Below are 19,673 nucleotides of genomic sequence, written 5' to 3'. Positions count from 1 at the left end.
TTCCTTAGAGTTGCGGGACGACGAGGTCGCCAACCGGCCCCTCGACATGCAGCGGCGCGCCGGTCATGGCCTGCAATTCCTCCTGCGACATCGCGGCCAGCTTCTCGCGCAGGACGAAGCGTCCCTTGACGATGTCGATGACGGCGTGGCTGGTATAGAGACGGGTGATGCAGGCGACGCCGGTCAGCGGGAAGGTGCATTTCTCCACCAGCTTCGGCTCGCCTGTCTTGGTGACGTGCTCGGTAATGACGCAGACCTGCTTGGCGCCGTGCACGAGGTCCATGGCGCCGCCGACGGCCGGCACGCCCTTGCTGCCCACCCGCCAGTTGGCAAGGTCACCGCTCTGGGCAACCTGATAGGCGCCGAGGATCGCGACGTCGAGATGGCCGCCGCGGACCATGGCGAAGCTGTCGGCGTGATGGAAGAAGGCAGCACCCGGCTTCAGCGTCACCGCCTTCTTGCCGGCGTTGATCAGGTCCCAGTCCTCCTCGCCGGCCGCCGGCGGTTCGCCGAAATTCAGGATGCCGTTTTCGGTGTGGAAGATCGCCTGACGGCCGGGCGGCTGATAGCGGGCGACCATTTCGGGAAAGCCGATGCCGAGGTTCACATAGGCGCCGTCGGCGATGTCCTGCGCGGCGCGCCAGGCGATCTGCGCATTGGAAAGCTTGATGTCTTCGCGGGTGTTGATGGAGCTGTGATCGATGGTCATACGTAGGCCACTCCGGCTCGAATGAGCTCTTCTTCCTGCTGGGGATTAGGAACAGTGACGACGCGATCGACGAAGATGCCTGGTGTCACCACCTGCTCGGGATCGATGCCGCCGGCCGGAACGATGGATGAGACCTGGACGATGGTCTTCGCCGCCGCCATGCACATCAGCGGATTGAAGTTGCGGCCGGCCTTATTGTAGGTGAGATTGCCCTGGATGTCGCCAATCTCAGCCTTCACGATCGCAAAGTCGGCCTTCAGCCAGCGCTCCTGCACGTAATGGCGGCCATCGAATTCGGCGATGACCTTGCCGTTGGCCAGTTCGGTGCCGTAGGCGGTCGGCGTATAGAAAGCCGGGATGCCGGCCCCGCCGGCGCGGATGCGCTCGGCCAGCGTTCCCTGCGGCACGAGCTCGAGCTCGATTTCGCCGGCCAGATATTTATCGGTGAAGGCGCGCGGATCCGACGAACGCGGGAAAGAGCAGATCATCTTTCTGACCATGCCGGCATCGATCATCGCGGCGATACCGATGCGCCCGTTGCCGGCATTGTTGTTGATCACCGTGAGGTTTTTGGAGCCCTTGTCGATCAAGGCATGAATAAGCTCGATCGGCGCGCCCGAGCCACCAAAACCACCGATCATGACGGTCGCGCCATCACCGATCTCAGAGACGGCTTCCGCCGTGCTCCCGACTGTCTTGTCCATGCGGGACCTCTCCTTGGCTATATCGGTCGGGGAACTCCCATCCCGTCCTCTGGCGTAGACATAAAGCGCGGCGGGCCAAGCGGCAATATATTTGTGCGATATTTGACATTTGTTCATATATCGCACAAATTGAGGTGAATCCATTGGAGACTGGACCCATGCGCGAAACGGATTTCGTCAGCGGCTTTGCCCGCGGCCTGAAGGTCATAGAAGCCTTCGGTGAAACAAGGCAGCGGCTTTCGATCGCCGAGGCCTCGAAGCTGACGGAGCTCGACCGCGCCACCGTGCGCCGCTCGCTGCTGACGCTCGCCGAGCTCGGTTATGCCGATTATGACGGCAAGTTCTTCACGCTGACGCCGAAGATCCTGCGTCTTGGCCATGCCTATCTCGCGGCGACGCCGCTGCCGGCGTTGCTGCAGCCGCATCTCGATCATCTTTCGGAAAAGGCCGGCCAGAGCGCTTCGGCTTCGGTGCTCGACGGCACCGACATCGTCTATATCGCCCGCGCTTCGCAGCGCCGCGTCATGTCGATCAATTTGACCCCCGGCAGCCGCCTGCCCGCCTACTGCGCCTCAATGGGCCGCGTGCTGCTCGCGGCTCTCGCCGAGAGCGAGGCACGCGCCATCCTTGCCCGCAGCGAGCTGAAGCAAAACACGGCAAATACCAGGACCGACCCGGACGAGCTGATCGCCGAATTCCGCCGGGTCCGCGCCGAGGGTTACGCCATCATCGATCAGGAGCTGGAGATCGGCCTCTGCTCCATCGCCGTGCCCATCGACAACGACCGCGGCGAAACGGTTGCGGCGATCAATATCGGCGCGCCGGCCGCCCTCGTGCCGGCGGCGGAGATGAAGGAACGCTATCTGCCGCTGCTGAAGGAAACACAGGCTGCGTTGCGGCCGCTGCTGCGCCGGTGACGGTAAGCAGTTCCAGCAAAAGGCGCAGCGGTTTTGCGTCCGGAATGCGTAAAAGAAACAGATGGAGCGGCCCCAGTCAGCACCGGGGCCGCTCGTAACCGGTCAATGCGTCAGGTCGAGCGCGGCCGTCAGGTCACCCATTGGCGGGCGGTCGTTGTTGCGCAGTGCCTTGTCGCGGGCGATGACGCCGGGCAGCACCGGCAGATCGTAGCGCGCGGTGATGAAGCGGATGATCGACGTCGTGTCGTACTGGGTGTGATCGACCATGCCGCCCTTGGCGAAGGGCGAGATGATGAAGGCCGGAATGCGGTTGCCCGGACCCCAGCGATCTGCCTTCGGTGGCGTGACGTGATCCCAGAAGCCACCATTCTCGTCATAGGTGACGATGACGAGCATATGGCCCCATTGCGGGCTCTTCTCGAGGTGGGAAACGATATCGGCAAGATGCTGGTCGCCGCTCGCAACATCGGCATAACCGCCATGTTCGTTGAGGTTGCCCTGCGGTTTATAGAAGGAAACCGCCGGCAGCTTGCCATCGTCGATATCCTTGAGGAAGGCTTCGCCGCCAAGGCCGCCGTCTTTCAGATGCTCCGCACGCGCCGGCGTGCCCGGCGCGAAATTGGCGAAATAGTTGAACGGCTGGTGATGGAACTGGAAGTTCGGCACCGGGGTGGCGTTCTTGCCGTCCAGAGCTGCCTGCCAGGCGCCGCTATACCAGGCCCAGCTGACCCCCTTCAGCGACATGAGGTCGCCGATGGTGATTTCATGCTGCGGCGGCAGCGTCGTTGAGGCCGCCGGATCGGCATAGGCCGCATCACCATCTTTGGCCGGCGGATTGGCGCTCGGCTGGTAGGGCGGCTGCATGGTGTTGACGGCGTAGAAGTCGGGGGTCAGCGTGCCGTCGGAGACAAATTTGGGTGCGCCCTCCAGAGCCGACTTCGGGGCGTTCTCCGCCACGGTCAGCGACGTGCCGTCCGCATCGACCTTGGCGATGGTGGGCTTGGCCGGGCTCTTGTCGGCATCCGGATAATAGGGCGTGCAGGCGCAGACCAGTGCGAAATGGTTGAGGAACGAACCGCCAAAGGCGCCCTGAAAGAAATTATCGGCCATGACGTATTTCTTGGCGACCTGCCACATCGGCAGGATGGAGCCGTCGTAATGGCCCATGACCAGGCTGCCGGAATCGGCCCAGGCGACGAACTTGTCGTTCTTGCCGCCGTCGATCTGCATCTGCTCCTGGTAGAAGCGATGCCAGAGGTCGCGGGTGATGACCGAAGGCGCCTCTGCGAACCCCTTTGGATCGTCGATCGCGAAGGAGGCGTTGGCGAGATGGGCCGACTGCGCCTCGGTGACGGCAGGCGTCACACCCTTGGCGGTGAGGCCGCCCCAGGCCGGCGGCAGTTCGGACAGCGGCTGGCCATCGCGGTCGAGCTGGCGGGCGCGATCGGCGGTCGCGTTCGAGAGCCCGTCGGCGCCGGGAAAGCTGCCGTAGAGATTATCGAAGCTGCGGTTTTCGGCATAGATGACGACGACATTGTCGATCTTGTCGTAACCGGCCGGCGCCGCATGGGCTGCCGTCGCCACTGCAACCGGCACGATGGCCGATCCGGCGAGACAGATCGAGTGGAGGAGTTTCAGTCTTTTCACGTGGGTACCTCATGGCTAGGGGGCGTTGGCTAGAGGGAGCGAAGAACGCTCGGGGGGCGTTCGGACGCTATTCCGGCCGTCTATCAACTTTGTGACATCTGGGGTTGTCGTGATGCCGCAGGGAATAGCCGTCATCAATTTGTTGCAACGAGGTTCGATCATGGAGGAAACCCGCGCCAACTTATTGGAATCCTTATCATGACGACGAAGATCATCTGGCTTGTGCGCTCCGGCCTGGCCGTCAGCATGGGTGCCATGGCGCTTGGTCTTGCCATTTTTCCCCTGCGGCAAAGCAGCGCGGCGACCGCCGCCGGCCTGCATCCCGGACCGATGTCACGTGCCGAGGCCTTCGCCCGGGCCGAAACGCTCGGCGCGCTCGGCCGCAAGATATTCTCAGATACCTCGCTGTCAGCCTCGGGACTTCAGGCCTGCGCGTCCTGCCATGATCCGGCGCACGCCTTCGGCCCGGCATCGGCCATGCCGGTGGAAATGGGCGGCAAACATGGGGACCAGCCGGGCCTGCGCGCCGTTCCGACGCTGCGCTATTTGCAGGCGGTACCTGCTTTCACCGAGCACTATTACGATTCCGAGGACGAGGGCGACGAAAGTGTCGACAATGGCCCGACGGGCGGCCTGACCTGGGACGGCCGGGTCGATCACGGCGCCGATCAGGCAAAGATCCCGCTGCTCTCGCCCTTCGAGATGGGCAACAAGGATGCGGCCGAGGTGGTGGCAAAGCTGCAGAAGGCCGCTTATGCCGGCGACATCACGGCAGCCTTCGGCGAGACCGTGTTCGACAATCCTAAGGACGCCTTCGATGCCGCCGCCGAGGCGCTCGCCACCTTCGAACAAAGTGGCCCGGATTTCTATCCCTATTCCAGCCGCTACGACGCCTTTCTCGCCGGCAAGGCGACGCTGACGGCGCAGGAATTGCACGGGCGGCAGCTGTTCGAGGACCCAGCCAAGGGCAACTGTTCGAGCTGTCACTTAAGCGAACCCGCCAATGACGGCGAGCCGCCGCAATTTTCCGATTTCGGCTTCCTCGGCCTTGCCGCACCCCGCAACATGGCGATCCCGGCCAACAGCGACCCGAACTATCACGATCTCGGCCTCTGCGGCCCTCAGCGCACCGACTTTGCCGGACGCAGCGAATATTGCGGCCTGTTCCGCACCCCGACGCTGCGCAATGTCGCGCTGAAGCAGAGCTTCTTCCATAACGGCTATTTCCACTCGCTGCGCGACGTCGTTTCCTTCTATGCGACACGCGACAGCGATCCCGGCCGCTGGTACCCGAAAAGTGCCGACGGCTCGGTCCGCAGATATGACGACCTGCCGCAGGCCTATTGGGATAACCTCAACCAGGATCCGCCCTTTGGCCGGAAGCCGGGCGACGCGCCCGCCCTCACCGATCCCGAAATCGACGACATCGTCGCCTTTCTCGGAACCCTGACCGATGCCGACCTGCAGCCTGAGGCGACCGGGCATTGACCCGGGCCGGCGGACCACTCTTGTTGTGGACCGCCAGGCTGAGAACGGAAACACATCTCGGGACCGTTGCTTGAGAATATGCAATCAATGATTTATATGCTGTCATTGATGAATGGAGGCAATGATGGCCAGCATGACGATCCGCAATCTCGATGATGGATTGAAGCAGCGGCTGCGCGTTCGCGCCGCCACGCATGGCCGGTCAATGGAAGACGAAGCACGCGATATTCTGCGTACGGCACTTGCGACTACCGAGCCGGTGGCGCGCAATCTCGCCGATACCATTCGCGCCCGCTTGCAATCGGTCGGAGGGGTTGAGCTCGAAATTCCGCCCCGGCAGCCGATCCGGGACGCGCCGGACTTTGACGCGTGATCGTTCTCGATACCAACGTCATTTCGGAACTGCTCACGCCGGCGCCGAATGTGGCTGTAATCGAATGGCTCGGGGCACAACATCCACTATCGGTATTCACGACCGCGATTACCGAAGCGGAAATTCTATATGGCTTACGCCTCCTTCCTCACGGTCGGCGTCGGAATGATCTCGAGGCAGCAGTCCTGCCGATATTCCATGAGGACATGAGTGGCCGTGTCCTGCCATTCGATCGTGACGCGGCAGACGTCTACGCCATCATTGCCACTGATCGCCGCAAGGCTGGCAGGCCGATCAGCCAGTTCGATGCGCAGATCGCAGCCATCGCCATCTCGCGCGGCGCTTCACTCGCAACGCGCAATGTGTCCGATTTCGAGGGAATCGGCTTGCAGATCATCAATCCGTGGAAGGATCTCTAAGTCCCTCGCATCGCAGAATTCTAAACCATCTAAGTCAGCCACGACCTAAGCATTCCCACTTGATGTATCATAATTTCCGATATACATCATTTCATCGGAAATACTGGGGGAATGATGGAACGCTCGTTTTTGACGATTGCCGCCGGCGAGAATAATGATGCGATACGCGCGCTTTCGGCGCCGGCGCGGCTCGAGATGCTCAAGCTGCTTTGCGCCAAAGGGCCGATGAATATCAACGATATCGCGCGTGCTCTTTCGCTGCCTCAATCGACCGTCGCCACCGGGATCCAGATTTTGGAAGACGCCCGGCTTGTCGATTCCCAATTGACGAAGGCGCGCAAGGGAAACCAGAAGATCTGCTCGGCGATCTACAGCGAAATTCTGATCAGTTTTGAGGAAAGTGCCGCCCAAAGGGCCAACAATATCATCGAAGTCGAAATGCCGGTCGGGCTCTACACCAGTTGTGACGTCCATGCCCCATGTGGCCTTTGCTCCACCGAGAGCGTCATCGGCCCGCTCGATGTCCCCGACTATTTTCTCGATCCGCAGCGCATGCAGGCCGGTCTCGTCTGGTTTGGCAGGGGCTATGTGGAATATAAATTCCCCAACAACGCCAAGGTGTTGAACAAGGATATCCGCGCCATCGAATTTTCGTTGGAGCTGTCGTCGGAAGTGCCCGGCACCAATCCGGACTGGCCGTCGGACATAACCCTCTGGGTCAATGGAATGGCCATTGGAACCTGGACGTCGCCCGGCGACTATGGCGACAAGCGCGGAGCCTTCACGCCGGCATGGTGGAAGCTCGAAGGCTCGCAATATGGTATGATGAAGACTTGGCGTATCTCCACGCGCGGAACCTTCATCGACGGTGTCGCCGCCTCGAATGTCACGCTCAGCGATCTCGCCCTTACGCAGCACTCTTCCATCCGGCTCCGGGTCGGCATCGCGGAGAATGCCGGCCATACTGGCGGCGTGAATATTTTCGGCCGCGGCTTCGGAAATCACGGACGCGACATCATCATGCGGCTGCATGTCTGAAATATCAAAATCGGAAATCTTGATTTACATATCACGCTTCTTTCCAGTTTTGACGACCGCTAAAATCGGTCAAATATTTGTAATAAAACAATTTTTTATGATCCCCACATTAGTATGATTAAAACCGCAACGCGGTTGACAGAACAACATTCCTGATATCAAGTTAGAGGCAAGAAAACAAAATTTCTGATATATAAACGGGAGGATCCGTTGAAGACGAACGTTGTGGTTCACCGCGATTTCTGCATCGCGTCCATTGACTCCAGGCTCTACAGTTCATTTCTCGAGCATCTCGGCAGGGCGATCTACGGGGGCATTTATGAGCCCGGACACCCGACGGCCGATGAGGACGGATTCCGGCAGGATGTCCTCGATCTGGTCCGTGAGCTCGACACGCCATACTGCCGCTATCCCGGCGGCAATTTCGTCTCGGCCTATAATTGGGAAGACGGCGTCGGCCCCCGTGAGGAACGCCCGGTTCGCCTCGACCTTGCCTGGCGCACCCGCGAAGCCAACCAGATCGGCGTCAATGAATTCGTCGACTGGTGCAAGAAGGCGAATACCAAGCCGATGCTTGCCGTCAATCTCGGATCACGCGGCCTGGATGCCGCCCGCAATTTCCTCGAATATTGCAATCATCCTGGCGGCACCTACTGGTCGGATCTGCGCCGCAAGCACGGCTGGTCCAATCCGCACGATGTCAAATTGTGGTGCCTCGGCAACGAGATGGATGGTCCCTGGCAGGTCGGCCACAAGTCGGCCTATGAATATGGCCGGCTGGCGGATGAGACGGCGAAGGCCATGCGCGGCTTCGACAAGTCCCTCGAACTCGTGGTCTGCGGCTCGTCCAATTCCGACATGAAGACCTATCCCGAGTGGGAAGCCCAGGTCCTCGAGCAGTGCTATGACAGCGCCGACCATATCTCGCTGCATATGTATTTTGCCAACCGCGAGAAAAACACGCTCAATTATCTCGCCCGCGCCACGAAGCTCGACCGCTACATCACCACGATCGGCGGCGTGATCGACTACATCAAGGCGAAAAAACGCTCGAAGAAGACGATCGGCATTTCCTTCGACGAATGGAATGTCTGGTATCATTCCAACCAGCAGGACAAGGAGATCCTGGCGCGCGACGAATGGCCGGATGCGCCGCATCTCCTGGAAGACGTCTATAATTTCGAGGACGTGCTGCAGGTCGGCGGCATCCTGAACACCTTCATCCGTCGCTCCGACCGCGTGCGCATCGCCTGCATCGCACAGCTCGTCAACGTCATCGCCCCGATCATGACCGAGGACGGCGGTGCGGCATGGCGCCAGACCATCTACTACCCGTTCTATTACGCCTCCAGATATGGCCGTGGAACGGCGCTGCAGCTGGTCGTCGATGGCCCGACCTATGACAGCGACGAGGAGAACGACGTCCCCTATCTCGACGTATCGGCGGTCCATTCCGAGGACGGCAAGACCCTGACCTTCTTTGCCGTCAACCGCCATCCGAGCACGGCGCTCGATCTCGATGTGCGGCTGGAAGGCTTCGGAAATGCCCGGGTGATCGAGCAGGTGGAGATGACCCACGGTGAGCTGGAAGCCGTCAACACGGCTGCACGGCCGAAGACGGTCGTTCCCGTCAATGTCGAAAGTGGAAAGATCGAGGAGGGACGGCTGCGGGCAGCGCTGAAACCGTTCTCCTACAACGTCATCCGGCTGTCGGTGTGACAGCCGTCGCCGGGTAATCCCCCGGCTGAAGATATTCGGCTCGCTGCGAGGAGGCAGGGAGCCGGAGGGATGGTTCACCGAGGCCCTGGACCTGACTGTTCAAGTCCTGATGCCTCTGCGAACCGACAACCGCGACGTGCCCATGCGTGCCTTTGCGGCCGCCGTATCGTCGCTTTCTAGGGAGGAGTTCATGCAACAGTGGAAGAGGCTCGCATTTGGCGTCGCGCTGGCCGCACTCGGCCTGACAGCGACGGCCAAGGCCGATGACTACACCTCCTTGCCGCGCAAGGAGACGCTCATCGTCGAAAATCCGGAAGGGACGATCAAAAATCCCGGCTGGTTCAACATCTGGGTCAATGGCGGCGGCGGCGTATCGACCGGCCTGCAGCAGCTGACCATGGATACGCTCTGGTATATCGACCCCGAACAAGGACTTGGCGGCGCGACCTGGGATAATTCGCTGGCCGCCGACAAGCCGCAATATAATGCCGACTTCACCGAGATGACCGTGAAACTGCGCAAGGGGCTCTTCTGGAGCGACGGCGTGGAGTTCACGGCAGACGACGTGGTCTATACCGTGAAGACGCAGATGGATCACCCCGGCATGATCTGGAGTGCTGCCTTCTCGGTGCAGGTGGCAAGCGTCGAGGCGACCGACCCCTCGACTGTGGTGTTCAAGCTGAAGAAGCCCAATTCGCGCTTCCACGCCATCTTCACCGTTCGCTGGAACGGCGCCTGGATCATGCCCAAGCATGTCTTCGAGAAAGTCGAAGATCCGCTTCGCTATGATTTCGCCAATCCCGTCTCGCTCGGCGCCTATAAGCTCAAGTCCTACGATCCGCAGGGCAAGTGGTATACTTGGGAGAAGCGTGACGACTGGCAGCGGACATCGCTTGCCCGCTTCGGCGAGCCGGCCCCGAAATATGTCACCTATGCCGATCCCGGCCCGCCGGATAAACGCACCATCGCTCAGCTCGAGCACAATCTCGATATCATTCACGACAACACGCCTGAGGGCATGTTCACGCTGAAGGAAAAATCCAAGACAATCGAGACATGGTTCCCGGGCTTTCCCTTCGCCCATCCGGACCCGACACTTCCGGCCGTGATCTTCAACACCCAGAATCCGCCCTTCGACAACGCCGATGTACGCTGGGCGCTCGCCCTGCTGATCGACATCAAGGCGGTTGATATGGCGAGCTATCGCGGGGCGGCGACGCTTTCGGCGCTCGGCGTGCCGCCGACGGCGGCCACGATGAAGGACTATCAGGCGCCGATGCAGGATTGGCTGAAGAATTTCGAGATCGATACCGGCAAGAGCAAGATCAAGCCTTATGACCCGACGGTCGGGCAACAGATCGCCGATATTCTGCGCAAGCAGCCGAAGTTCAAGGACCAGATCCCGACCGACCCGGAGGCAATCAGCGGTGCCTTTGGCTATGGCTGGTGGAAACCGGATCCGAAGGCTGCCGGCGAACTGCTGGAAAAGGCAGGCTTCAAGAAAGCCGGCGGCAAATGGCTGACCCCTGATGGACAGCCCTTCAAGATCCGGATGACGGTCGAGGGCGACACACGCTCGGTCTTCACCCGTGCCGGGACGCTGATTGCGCAGCAATGGGCCGCATTCGGTATCGACGCCAAAGCCGTGCCGGCCGCGAAACTTTGGCAGACGGCGCTACAGCCCGGCGATTTCCAGGTGGCGATCGCCTGGAGCGTCGAAACCTGGGGCGGCGATCCCGACCTGTCGTTCTTCCTGGACAGCTGGCACTCGCAGTTCGTGGCCAAGAAAGGTGACAATCAGCCGCCGCGCAACTGGCAGCGCTGGAGCAATCCGGAGCTCGACAAGATCATCGAAAGCATCCGCGGCATCAGCGCCGACGATCCCAAGGGCGTCGAGCTCGGCAAGGATTATCTGAAGCTGGTCGCCCGCGAAATGCCGACGATCCCGCTGATGTCGTATAACGTCTTCACCTCGATGGATACGACCTATTGGACCGGTTATCCGACCATCGCCGACCCCTATACCGATCCGGTGCCGAATTGGGCCAACTCCAGGCTGATGATGGTCAAGCTGAAGCCGGCACAACCGAAATAATCCTCCCAACGCCGGCGCGAGTGTTGCGCGCCGGCCCCCTATCGACGGGCATGTGGCATGTCCGTCGATCCTTTCCACTTGATGAAGGGAACCAGAGAGGAACCACCGCCCTATGACGTCCTATCTGATCTTTGTGCTGAAGCGGTTCGGTCAGTTTCTGCTCGTTGTATTTCTCGGCGTGACGATAACATTCTTCGTCACCCACCTGACCCCGATCGATCCGGTCGAAGAAAGCATAGGCGCCATCACCCAGATGGGGCAGTCCGATCCGAATGCGATCGAACTGATGCGCCAGTCGCTTCGCGAGCTTTACGGAATGGAGGGTTCGATCTGGCAGCAATACCTGCATTTCTGGCTTCGGCTCGCGACCGGTGATCTCGGTCCCTCGCTCTCGGCTTTTCCGACACCTGTTTCGACCATCATCCTGCGGTCCCTGCCCTGGACCATCGGGCTGATGACGGTATCGACCCTCATCACCTTCGTGCTCGGCAATGCGATCGGCGCGCTTGCCGGCTATTACCGCAAGGACATGGTGCTGAAAGCCGTCAGCCTCGTCTTCATCGCCCTGCTTCCCATTCCCTATTACATTCTGGCCTTCGTGCTTCTGATTGTCTTCGGCTATCTCTGGCCGGTGCTGCCGATCAATGGCGGCTACGAGATGAACGCCAATCTCGACCTCTCCTTTGCCCTCGTCCTCGATATCCTGAAACACTCGATCCTGCCGGCCTTGTCGCTGATCATGGTCGGCGCCGGCAGCTGGCTGATCGGGATGCGCGCGCTCGTTTCCAACATCATCACCGAGGATTACGTCGTCTTCGCCGAGCTCGGCGGCGTTCCGAAGCGAAAGATCCTGCGCTCCTATATCGCCCGCAATGCCATGGTGCCGCAGTTCACCGGGCTTGCCATGTCGCTCGGCGCGATCTTCAACGGCACGGTCATTACCGAAATCGTCTTCGGCTATCCGGGCATCGGAAACCTGCTGATCGAAGCAGTGCATGCCGGCGACTACAGCCTGGTGCTCGGCCTCAGCGCATTGTCGATTGTCGGCGTCGCCGCCGCCGTCTTCATCATCGACATTCTGAGCCCGCTGATCGATCCGCGCATCAAGGTGGAATAGAGCATGTTTACGATCGTCCGCGACCTCGCGCGCCAGAATATGGAATTCCTCTGCGGCCTGCTGCTCTTTGCCGTCATCGTCGCATTGATAGTGGTGTCCTATTTCTCACCTTACGGCGCGACCGACATCTATCTTCTGCCGCCCGATATGCCGCCCGATGGCGATTATTGGCTCGGCACGACATCGCGCGGCCAGGACGTTTTCTGGCAATTGACGACCGCGCTTCGCAACACCCTGTTTTTCGGCATCGGCGTCGCCTTCATTTCACGCATCATCTCGCTGGTCGTCGGTCTCGTCGCCGGTTATGCCGGCGGCGCGGTCGACCGGGTGCTGATGGCCATCAACGACAGCGTCATGGTCATCCCGCAATTTCCGCTGCTGATCCTCTTCTATTTCGTGCTGAAGGACAGCATGACCTGGACGGCGCTGATCGTCATCATGGCCGCGCTCGGCTGGTCCTACGATGCCCGCCTCATCCGTTCGGTGGCGATCAGCCTGAAGACGAGATCCTTCACGACCCAGAGCGTCTATTCCGGCATGAGCATGCGCAAGATCCTCATCGAGGAGCACCTGCCCTATGTTCTGCCGATCGTCTTTGCCACCACCATGAACAACATGATCTGGTCGATCGGCATGGAGATCACCCTGTCGGTGCTCGGCTTCACCGATATCGAGACGCCGACCATGGGCATGATGATCTATTGGGCCAATGCGCATTCGGCGCTGATATCAGGCATATGGTGGTGGGTGGCCGCCCCCGTCGCCGTCATCGTCGTCCTCTTCCTGGCGCTCTTCCTGCTGTCCATGTCGATGAACGAATACAATGATCCGCGCAGCCGGCTGAACCGGATGGGAAGTTAGTATGGATCCCTTGGTCGAAATTGAGAATCTGAAAGCCTATTACCGTGCCTTCCTCTACGGCGTCGATCGCGAGGTGCGCGCCGTCGACGATATCAGCCTGACGATTGCCCGCGGCGAGGTCTATGGCGTTGCCGGTGAATCGAGCAGCGGCAAGACGACCTTGATCAAGACCATTGCCGGCGCGATCCGGCCGCCGCTGAGGGTCGTTTCAGGGAAAGTGACATTCCATTTCGACGGCGGCACCCAGGATATTTACGCGATGAAGCCGGAAGAGCGCCTGGCGCTGCGCTGGCGGCATCTGTCCTATATCATGCAGGGTTCGATGAACGTGCTCAATCCGGTGCGCCGGATCCGTCATTCCTTCACCGATTTCGCCTTTCGCCACATGAAGGTCAGCGGCCCGGTCTTTTTGGAAAGGGTCGCCACCCATCTGCAGCGGCTGAAGCTCGATCCGCATCTGCTCGACGCCTATCCCCACGAACTGTCAGGCGGCATGCGCCAGCGCATGACCATCGCGCTGGCCACCATCCTGACGCCGGAATTCATTATCGCCGACGAGCCGACGACGGCGCTCGACGTCATCGTTCAGCGCGACGTGCTGTCGATGATCCGCGAAATCCAGCGCGAGATGGGCTCGTCCTTCCTATTCGTCACCCATGATATGGGGGTTCACGCGACGGTCTCCGACCGCATCGGCATTGTCTATGCCGGGCGCCTTGTCGAGGAAGCGCCGACCGCCAAACTCTTCAGCAAACCGCTCCACCCCTATACGCAGCACCTCGTCGGCAGCCTGCCGCGCATCGGCGATGCGACGGCCCGCCCTTCGCTGGAGGGGCGCCCGCCGAACCTCGCCATGCCTCCGGAAGGCTGCCGCTTTCACCCGCGCTGTCCGAAGCGCATGGAGATCTGCTCGCAGAAGGTTCCGCCGCTCGTCACCGTCGAGCCGCAGCGGCGCGTGGCGTGTTTTGCCGTTACGGGAGATCAGGTTTGAGCGCTCTTCTTAGCCTCTCGCATGTCACGAAAGTCTACCGCCAAGGCGGCATGCTCGGCCGGCGGCTGATCACGGCGGTCAAGGACGTCAGCTTCGAACTGGGAGCGGAGCCGGAGATCCTCTCGATCGTTGGCGAATCCGGCTCGGGAAAATCGACGATCGCGGCGATGATCCTCGGGCAGACCGAACCGACGGAAGGCGAGCTTCAATTCAGCGGCAGCACCGTCGCCATCCATAGCAGAGCCGAACGCAAGGCTTTCATGAAGGAGGTTCAGCCGGTTCTGCAGAACCCGTTCGAAGCCTTCAACCCGCTGAAACGGGTCGATCGTTATCTCTTCGAGACGGCCCTCAATTTTTCGTTCTCGGGAAAACGGCCGGACCGGCAGCAGGCGGAGAAGATGGCGGATGCAGCACTCGTCCATGTCGGCCTGACCCTTGAAGAAGTGAAAGGCCGGTTTCCCCACGAACTATCGGGCGGCCAGCTTCAGCGCGTCGCCATCGCCCGCGCGCTGATTCCGCAACCCCGACTGCTGGTCGCCGATGAACCGGTCTCCATGGTCGACGCCTCGCTGCGCATGGCCATCGTCAATCTCTTTGGCCGCTTGAAAAACGAGCTCGGTCTTTCCATCGTCTACATCACCCACGACCTCGCCACCGCCTATTACATCAGCGACAACATCATCATCATGCGCAAAGGCGAAATCGTCGAGCGCGGACAAGCGCGAGCGGTGTTGGATGATCCGCAGCATGAGTATTCTAGGGCGCTGAAGGATGCGGTGCTGGCGGCGGATTTTAGTGCGGTGGTGTGAGTGATGGGGGGGAGGATGCGCCGTCCTAACGCTTTTCCGCAAGAAGCTCGCGAGGCTATCGGGCCGCGAAGTGATCCGCGTCTCTCATGGCTGAGGAAGACGGCTTACGTCGCCTCCTCCTCGTCGAGGTCCGGCTGCAAGGAGGGCCTGCTGCGCATGCGCTCGCCGAAAAGATGGCGCGCTTGTCGTAGCCCAGAACCTTGAGCCAGCCAACGAGATAGCTTGCGTGGTCGGGAGCGTGGTTCGAGCTCAGGGACGATGCCAAGATCGGCGCAGAGAAAGCAGCTGCCGAGTTCGGCCATGAGTTCTTCGCGAACGCGTTCGCTCCTGTCTTTTGCGTAGCGACTGAGATCACGATCAAGCCTTCGCGGTGTACCAGTCCAGTGCGTCATCTCTTGACTAAGCACGGCGACATAGGAGGCGTCGCACACCTCCCCTGCGACGCACAGGCCGCCAGCGTTGAAGACCATTCAAGTGCGGCTAGCAGCTTATGCGAGAAGGCACTAACTCTCCGGCGGAGTTCGGCTCCGGGCGGCGTTGGCGCGTCCCGCCCGGTATTTCAACTCCGAGTCCCAACGCGCCAAATACGTTCCCGGGGGGTTACCGTTGCCGAAGCTACTGTGCGGTAAAAAACGTCAGCAGGACCTTTCCTTTGTCGCCGAGCAAGCATACGAACCTGTCCGGCTTTCCGGTCTTTTCCTTCTGGGCTATATATAGGCTTCCCCGAGGATCACCGACTTTATCGCCACGTCCTGGACCTTGGTGTCGGCTTTGCTGATGGCAAGGCTTTCCATGTCCATGACGAGATCGGTGATATCCGGAGAACGCTCACGGAGGGCGAGCGGGCCGGTATTCTTGCAGGCATTGACAGCGGGGTCCTCGACGGCCTGCGCGGACGCGTTTTCTGTCAGAAGACCGATAAGGACCGCTGCTGCGGCGATTGCTACGAGCTTCATGGGAATCTCTTTCGTAAAAAAGCCCGCGACCAGCGCGGGCTTAAGGGGAAACTCAAATGCTGAAAGGCGCTAGGCCTTATCGACAACCTTCTTCACGGCATCTTTGGCGTCGCCTTTGGCAACCTGGGCCTTACCTTTGGCTTCCTGAACGGCGCCCTTGGCCTGCTCGTCATGATTGTCGACCGCTTTGCCGGCTGCCTGCCGTGCCTTGCCGGCGACTTCGTTCGTCTTTCCCTTAATCTTGTCTGCAGTACTTCCCATGATATTCTCCTCTAACTCGCGCTACCAAACGTCCCGACGCCGCAATTCGTTCCACGCGCAACACCGCGCTTCGGGCGGAGGGTCATCGACGTCAAACCTGGCGGACGAGCAACCGGGATATGACACCCCTCTGCGATCGACCGAGCAAGTTCGAGCGCCAGGCATTCCGCTCGTACAAGGGCCTCGAGGACAACCTGTGGGCCCGGAATCGAATTCCATTCGTACAGCGTGGCTGGCGAGCAGCCAATCTTGGCCGCGATAGATGAAACGGCAGCCCCCCGCGAGGGACGCTCGGCTTCGTGATCCAACACCATGCGGATGGCCCGGTCACGGACTTCAGGGAAAACTTGTTTGTTGTCTTGCCCATATCGGCTCCACTTTGTTGGAGCCTCCGGCAAACCCGGCGCGGTTCACTTCGACCGCTCGAAATAGTTGAGCAAACCTAGTTAAAGCTTGCATTAGGACAACAAATCGGCTGTCCTTGCTTGGCTTCTCCGATGCTGGGCGATCTATCATGAAGACCCTCGACGCGCGATTTCGGTTCTCAGGCGAGCGACGGCAGGTAACTGCCCTATTTTACGATATAGTTGGATCGACAGAGCTTCTGCTGAAGAGCGAGCCGGAACAGTTTTTCCGTTCCGTTTCCGCTCTGCATCAAAACGCTGAAACGATCATAAAAAGGCACGGCGGCTTTCTTCATCAGCGCCTTGGAGACGGTGGCTGCTGCTTTTTTGGATATCCCGAACAAGCCGAAGATGCCGCAGAAAGCGCGGTTCAGTCGTCGCTGGAACTGATTGAGCTTGTCGCCAAATCTAAAGCGAAGTCCCGACTGGCATTCAAGTTGCGCGTCGGCGTCGCAACGAGCCTCGTCGTGTTTTCCTCTGAAGGCAATGAAATTATAGGAACGGCGCCAATTCTGGCCGCCCGCCTGCAGGCAGAGGCCGATCCGAATTCGGTGCTCGTCGCCGAGTCAACTTATCAGCTGACGCGCAGTAAATTTCGATACGGATTGTTGAGAGAAGCCAAACTCAAAGGTTTTGACGAACCGACTGGTCTTTGGCAACCCAACGGCCGATTGGAGGAGTCATCTGTAGGAGCGCTGCCTCAAGACCGAAACAGACCCATTAGGGGCCGGGAAAAGGAACTGACGGCACTCTCGAAAGCTTGGGAAGCGGCCTGCGTGGGTAACGGAAGCGCGATAGCGCTAGTCGGCGAAGCCGGCATAGGCAAGTCGAAGCTTATCCGGGAATTCGCGGATCGATTGGCGAAGACTCAGCACGATAGTGTGGTGTTTCAATGCAATAGACGCCTGGAAAGCCAACCGTTGCACTCGTTTGTTGCCTTTCTTGAGGCCGTCGTGGGAACTTCCACTCTGAGGGAGGGAGACGCGAAAGCTTTTTTGAAGGCTCTCCAAACAACCAAGAGAGAGGTAAGTGAAGCTTCCGCCACCACGATCCTTTCGTTCACAGCCGAGCAAAAATCAAGCAACCCCGGCCAGATCCGTACGACAGATCTATCTGGTCGGGCGTTTCGACAGGAGGTAATCGAAGCCGCCGCTCATCTGCTGACGTGCAATGCCAACCTTATCCCTACGCTCCTCGTATTCGAGGACGTCCATTGGGCCGATGGGATGACGGTCGAGTTGATGGATCGCCTTGGTTCGTTGGCTCACAAGCTCCCGGTCCTAATATTGCAAACCTCACGGATAAGGAGATCGTTGGCGGCCACAACCGAAATAGAACTCACTGGCTTGGCTCCGACTGCGGTCCGGGATCTGGTGGCATCCATCTGGGGTGAACGTCCCCCTCCAGGTTTGTCTGATTTCATTCTAGACCAATGCGATGGGATGCCACTCTACGCCGAAGAGTTGGCCGAGTTTTTCCGGGGACGGCACGCACTTGGGAAAGTTGCTTCGGAATGGAAAGGGTTGCTCCTCGACGGCGGCGTTACTTCGCTAAACGATCTGCTCTCCGCAAGGTTGGCGTCAACCGGCGATGCTCGAAAGGTTGCCCAATTTGCTAGCGTCATAGGTCGTGAATTCAGCATCTCCCTGCTCACCTATCTTCTTGAGGAAACAAGCCGCCGAGCCGTTGACGTCCACATCGAGCGACTGCTTTCTCAAGGCATCATTGAACCGTTGCCAACGGCTCCCCGCACCTATCAGTTTCGCCATGTTCTCATGCAAGAAGCTACGTACGGAAGTCTCCTTAAGAGCGATCGACGACGAATACACCGGCGGATTGCAGACTTTCTGATTCAGGAGCGGACCCCGAGTTTGCCTGCAGCTATAGCTGCCTGGCAGTGCGCCGAAGCTGGCTTACACGTTGCTGCCGCCAGGTTCGCATCGGCAGCGGCGGAGGCCAGCGTCCTTCGATCCGCAATGCATGAGGCCAACGTTTCCCTCACACTGTGCGCCGAGGCGATCAGTAACATATCTTCGCGGGAAGCCGATCGCACTGACCTCATCTTGAACCTGCTCAAGCTGCAAGGAGTCGTTGCAACTGCGCTTGAAGGGGAAGGCTCCGAAGTTGCGCGACGGATCTATTCGAGAGCGACACAGCTCTTGCGAAAACAACCTTCTGCCGTTCGGGAGAGGCATTTCCCTTTGTATTGGGGATGGTGGTTCACAGCGCCGAATATCCAGACTCAACAATCTCGCGCACGAATCCTTGTTGAAGACATGCAATCCGTCGAGGACCAGGAAACAAGGCTTCAGTCGTATCACTGCGGGTGGGCCACCAGCTTTCATGCGGGTGAGCACGGCTTCTGTCTCGACTGCGTCGCGAAAGGCCTTGGGTTATATGATTCTTACAGAGCAGTTCGAAACCGCGCCTTTTTCGGCGGACACGACGCCAAGGTATGTGGGTTGGGCGAGAGTGCTCTCTCCTACCTGCTTCTCAACGAGATTGGCGCAAGTGAATCGGCGATCCAAGCATGCTTAGATTGGGCTAACTCCACCGAACACGTTGGGAGTATGGTCCACGGACTTTACTACGCGATCGTACTTCGCCGGTGCCAAGGAAGGTACGATGACGTCTACGCTTTAGGGGAGAAGATGCTGTCGCTGGCTGAAAAACACGGGCTGGCAGCGAGCGAAGCGAGGGCCAACATGTACTGCGGGTGGGCGGAAATGATGACGTCCGCCGACGGAAACGGAGGAAAGCGCTTTGAAGATGCCCTTCAGCTTCAGCAACAATTGGGGACCGATGACAATTTCTCGATGCACAGCGACATGCATGCACAGGTCCTCCAAAGGCTTGGCCGAAATGATGAGGCGCTCGTAACCTTGCAATATGCAATCGATGTCGGACGTAACAGCGGCCAATTGTTTTGGCTCCCCGAGTTATACAGGCGCAGCGCGAAACTGAGGCGTGCCTTAAGCAAACAACCGTCGTCTGTCAAAAAAGACCTGGCAAACGCAGTCCGAATTGCCGAGGGGCAAAAAGCCGCTTGGCTTGCGAACAGAGCGAGACGCGAGTTGGACGTTTTTCCAGGATGATCGAGTAGAGGAGGCAGGAACTGGACGAAGGGCTGCTGAATATCATCTTTGATGCTCACCTTCGAACGCT

The 19,673-nt window shown here is 59.6% G+C and carries 17 protein-coding genes and 2 pseudogenes; 12 read left to right on the top strand and 7 right to left on the bottom strand.

Annotation, left to right across the window (positions count from 1 at the left end; genetic code table 11):
- Positions 1-4 precede the first annotated feature (4 nt).
- Together FFM53_RS31705 and FFM53_RS31700 are read right to left on the bottom strand one after the other, a co-directional pair.
- The gene (locus FFM53_RS31705) at positions 5-709 is read right to left on the bottom strand and encodes a 3-oxoacid CoA-transferase subunit B (protein ID WP_138389722.1); all 705 of its coding nucleotides are present in this window, start codon (positions 707-709) and stop codon (positions 5-7) included.
- Complete coding sequence (locus tag FFM53_RS31700; protein ID WP_130705548.1) at positions 706-1,413, bottom strand: 3-oxoacid CoA-transferase subunit A; 708 nt, start codon at positions 1,411-1,413, stop codon at positions 706-708. The genes FFM53_RS31705 and FFM53_RS31700 overlap by 4 nt, the downstream gene beginning before the upstream one ends.
- 158 nt (positions 1,414-1,571) lie before the next feature.
- Between FFM53_RS31700 and FFM53_RS31695 the strand changes: the two genes are divergently transcribed.
- Positions 1,572-2,330, top strand: a complete 759-nt coding sequence (locus tag FFM53_RS31695) for an IclR family transcriptional regulator domain-containing protein (protein ID WP_138389723.1) — start codon at positions 1,572-1,574, stop codon at positions 2,328-2,330.
- Between the two features lie 102 nt (positions 2,331-2,432).
- Here FFM53_RS31695 and FFM53_RS31690 read toward each other — a convergent pair whose 3' ends face one another.
- Positions 2,433-3,977, bottom strand: a complete 1,545-nt coding sequence (locus FFM53_RS31690; protein WP_138389724.1) for an acid phosphatase — start codon at positions 3,975-3,977, stop codon at positions 2,433-2,435.
- A 198-nt stretch (positions 3,978-4,175) separates the two neighbouring features.
- Here FFM53_RS31690 and FFM53_RS31685 point away from each other — a divergent pair, with 198 nt between their 5' ends.
- From FFM53_RS31685 to FFM53_RS31640, 10 genes are all read left to right on the top strand, one after another.
- Positions 4,176-5,465, top strand: coding sequence for a cytochrome-c peroxidase (locus FFM53_RS31685; protein WP_138389725.1), 1,290 nt, complete (start codon positions 4,176-4,178; stop codon positions 5,463-5,465).
- 124 nt (positions 5,466-5,589) lie between these two features.
- Positions 5,590-5,838 (top strand): FitA-like ribbon-helix-helix domain-containing protein, encoded by a 249-nt coding sequence (locus FFM53_RS31680; protein WP_027687869.1) that lies wholly within the window; start codon positions 5,590-5,592, stop codon positions 5,836-5,838.
- Positions 5,835-6,257, top strand: a complete 423-nt coding sequence (locus FFM53_RS31675; RefSeq protein ID WP_138389726.1) for a type II toxin-antitoxin system VapC family toxin — start codon at positions 5,835-5,837, stop codon at positions 6,255-6,257. Before FFM53_RS31680 ends, FFM53_RS31675 begins: the two co-directional genes overlap by 4 nt.
- 111 nt (positions 6,258-6,368) lie before the next feature.
- On the top strand, positions 6,369-7,295 hold the full coding sequence (locus FFM53_RS31670) for an ArsR/SmtB family transcription factor (RefSeq protein ID WP_171598072.1): 927 nt from the start codon (positions 6,369-6,371) through the stop codon (positions 7,293-7,295).
- A gap of 210 nt (positions 7,296-7,505) precedes the next feature.
- Positions 7,506-9,014 carry an arabinosylfuranosidase ArfA gene (gene arfA, locus FFM53_RS31665; protein WP_138389727.1) on the top strand — a complete coding sequence of 503 codons (1,509 nt, stop codon included), beginning with the start codon at positions 7,506-7,508 and terminating at the stop codon, positions 9,012-9,014.
- Positions 9,015-9,204: 190 nt separating this feature from the next.
- Entirely contained in the window at positions 9,205-11,109 is a 1,905-nt protein-coding gene (locus tag FFM53_RS31660; protein WP_138389728.1) for an ABC transporter substrate-binding protein, read from the top strand.
- 112 nt (positions 11,110-11,221) lie between these two features.
- Complete coding sequence (locus FFM53_RS31655) at positions 11,222-12,226, top strand: ABC transporter permease (protein ID WP_003548897.1); 1,005 nt, start codon at positions 11,222-11,224, stop codon at positions 12,224-12,226.
- Between the two features lie 3 nt (positions 12,227-12,229).
- Entirely contained in the window at positions 12,230-13,087 is an 858-nt protein-coding gene (locus FFM53_RS31650; protein ID WP_138389729.1) for an ABC transporter permease, read from the top strand.
- A gap of 1 nt (position 13,088) precedes the next feature.
- On the top strand, positions 13,089-14,078 hold the full coding sequence (locus FFM53_RS31645; protein WP_138389730.1) for an ABC transporter ATP-binding protein: 990 nt from the start codon (positions 13,089-13,091) through the stop codon (positions 14,076-14,078).
- Positions 14,075-14,887, top strand: a complete 813-nt coding sequence (locus FFM53_RS31640) for an ABC transporter ATP-binding protein (protein ID WP_138389731.1) — start codon at positions 14,075-14,077, stop codon at positions 14,885-14,887. The genes FFM53_RS31645 and FFM53_RS31640 overlap by 4 nt, the downstream gene beginning before the upstream one ends.
- 104 nt (positions 14,888-14,991) lie before the next feature.
- On the opposite strand, the pseudogene FFM53_RS31635 reads toward FFM53_RS31640, so the two are convergent.
- The 4 genes and pseudogenes from FFM53_RS31635 to FFM53_RS31620 form a co-directional block, all read right to left on the bottom strand.
- Positions 14,992-15,312: pseudogene (locus FFM53_RS31635) on the bottom strand (zincin-like metallopeptidase domain-containing protein); the annotation flags it as partial.
- 282 nt (positions 15,313-15,594) lie between these two features.
- Entirely contained in the window at positions 15,595-15,843 is a 249-nt protein-coding gene (locus FFM53_RS31630) for a hypothetical protein (RefSeq protein ID WP_246413332.1), read from the bottom strand.
- A gap of 69 nt (positions 15,844-15,912) precedes the next feature.
- Complete coding sequence (locus FFM53_RS31625) at positions 15,913-16,104, bottom strand: CsbD family protein (protein ID WP_138389732.1); 192 nt, start codon at positions 16,102-16,104, stop codon at positions 15,913-15,915.
- 215 nt (positions 16,105-16,319) lie between these two features.
- Positions 16,320-16,471: pseudogene (locus FFM53_RS31620) on the bottom strand (IS3 family transposase); the annotation flags it as partial.
- A gap of 147 nt (positions 16,472-16,618) precedes the next feature.
- Here FFM53_RS31620 and FFM53_RS31615 point away from each other — a divergent pair.
- Entirely contained in the window at positions 16,619-19,603 is a 2,985-nt protein-coding gene (locus FFM53_RS31615) for an ATP-binding protein (protein WP_138389733.1), read from the top strand.
- The last annotated feature ends 70 nt before the right edge of the window (positions 19,604-19,673 follow it).

Origin of the sequence: Rhizobium indicum (assembly GCF_005862305.2) — a bacterium.
Lineage (GTDB): Bacteria > Pseudomonadota > Alphaproteobacteria > Rhizobiales > Rhizobiaceae > Rhizobium > Rhizobium indicum.
Note: the sequence above shows the minus strand (reverse complement) of the source record. Positions and strands in the feature narration are given on the sequence as shown.

What these genes read in the sequence shown, in the direction of transcription:
- FFM53_RS31700 (WP_130705548.1), bottom strand. Translation starts at nt 1,413, where the DNA reads ATGGACAAGACAGTCGGGAGCACGGCGGAAGCCGTCTCTGAGATCGGT.
- FFM53_RS31655 (WP_003548897.1), top strand. Translation starts at nt 11,222, where the DNA reads ATGACGTCCTATCTGATCTTTGTGCTGAAGCGGTTCGGTCAGTTTCTG.
- FFM53_RS31615 (WP_138389733.1), top strand. Translation starts at nt 16,619, where the DNA reads ATGAAGACCCTCGACGCGCGATTTCGGTTCTCAGGCGAGCGACGGCAG.
- FFM53_RS31670 (WP_171598072.1), top strand. Translation starts at nt 6,369, where the DNA reads ATGATGGAACGCTCGTTTTTGACGATTGCCGCCGGCGAGAATAATGAT.
- FFM53_RS31695 (WP_138389723.1), top strand. Translation starts at nt 1,572, where the DNA reads ATGCGCGAAACGGATTTCGTCAGCGGCTTTGCCCGCGGCCTGAAGGTC.
- FFM53_RS31645 (WP_138389730.1), top strand. Translation starts at nt 13,089, where the DNA reads ATGGATCCCTTGGTCGAAATTGAGAATCTGAAAGCCTATTACCGTGCC.
- FFM53_RS31660 (WP_138389728.1), top strand. Translation starts at nt 9,205, where the DNA reads ATGCAACAGTGGAAGAGGCTCGCATTTGGCGTCGCGCTGGCCGCACTC.
- FFM53_RS31680 (WP_027687869.1), top strand. Translation starts at nt 5,590, where the DNA reads ATGGCCAGCATGACGATCCGCAATCTCGATGATGGATTGAAGCAGCGG.
- FFM53_RS31685 (WP_138389725.1), top strand. Translation starts at nt 4,176, where the DNA reads ATGACGACGAAGATCATCTGGCTTGTGCGCTCCGGCCTGGCCGTCAGC.
- FFM53_RS31630 (WP_246413332.1), bottom strand. Translation starts at nt 15,843, where the DNA reads ATGAAGCTCGTAGCAATCGCCGCAGCAGCGGTCCTTATCGGTCTTCTG.
- FFM53_RS31650 (WP_138389729.1), top strand. Translation starts at nt 12,230, where the DNA reads ATGTTTACGATCGTCCGCGACCTCGCGCGCCAGAATATGGAATTCCTC.
- FFM53_RS31705 (WP_138389722.1), bottom strand. Translation starts at nt 709, where the DNA reads ATGACCATCGATCACAGCTCCATCAACACCCGCGAAGACATCAAGCTT.
- FFM53_RS31625 (WP_138389732.1), bottom strand. Translation starts at nt 16,104, where the DNA reads ATGGGAAGTACTGCAGACAAGATTAAGGGAAAGACGAACGAAGTCGCC.